2 protein-coding genes are annotated in these 747 nt (G+C 41.8%); both read right to left on the reverse strand.

Annotated elements, in window-relative coordinates; translation table 11 throughout:
- Nucleotides 1–520, reverse strand: a 520-nt coding sequence (locus R7E78_RS26305; RefSeq protein WP_318058631.1) for a polysaccharide biosynthesis/export family protein, incomplete at its 3' end; no start/stop codon positions are given.
- Nucleotides 521–532: 12 nt separating this feature from the next.
- The coding region (locus tag R7E78_RS26310; protein WP_318058632.1) for an outer membrane beta-barrel protein at nucleotides 533–747 on the reverse strand (215 nt) is incomplete at its 5' end.

Below are 747 nucleotides of genomic sequence, written 5' to 3' on the forward strand. Positions count from 1 at the left end.
TATCAATAAAGACAATGTCACCTGGTTCAACCGTGCGCTGCATACTTACGCCTTCTACGGTTTTGCCAGTTTTGTGTTTGGTTAAGTTAATGCTTTTACGTGAAGCTCTATCGGTGAGCCCGCCAGCTAGTGCGATGGCTTTTTCTATCGTCAGTCCTGGTCGATACTCAAATCCTCCGGGTTTACGAACTTCGCCATTGACGTAAAACAAACGGAAGTAATTGATTGTCACCATGACTTTCGGGTTGATCAGATAATCACCTTTTAAGCCCGTTTCGATTTCGTATTTGAGCTGTTTTGGCGTTTTATTGATCGCTTTGATTCGTCCAAGGTAAGGGTAATCAAAGTAACCATCTGACGTGATGAGGATGTTTTTAATAGAAAGATCTTCCTCCCCGTAAACTTGCACTGAAATAGTGTCACCAGTATCGAGTAGGTAATCTTGTTCGTTTGAATTCGCGCTAACAAAAGTACTGAAAAGTAGCAGAGCTAGGCCAATTAACTTGAATAATGGATTCATTAACATTCCTTGTTACAACGAAAATTGCGCGCTTAACGTCCAGACATTTTGGTCGTAGCTATAACCTGAACGATTGGATGTTTTGTCTTGATATTGCCAATCCGCTTTCAATTGAATCCAGCGTCTAATTTGATAATCAACGCCAGCGGAAAGGGTGTATCGTTCGTCGTTTCTTGTGATGCCGGTGTAATCATCTTCTTGATAAATGCCACCTAAACGAGAGGCAG

Source organism: Vibrio sp. YT-19(2023) (assembly GCF_033337395.1).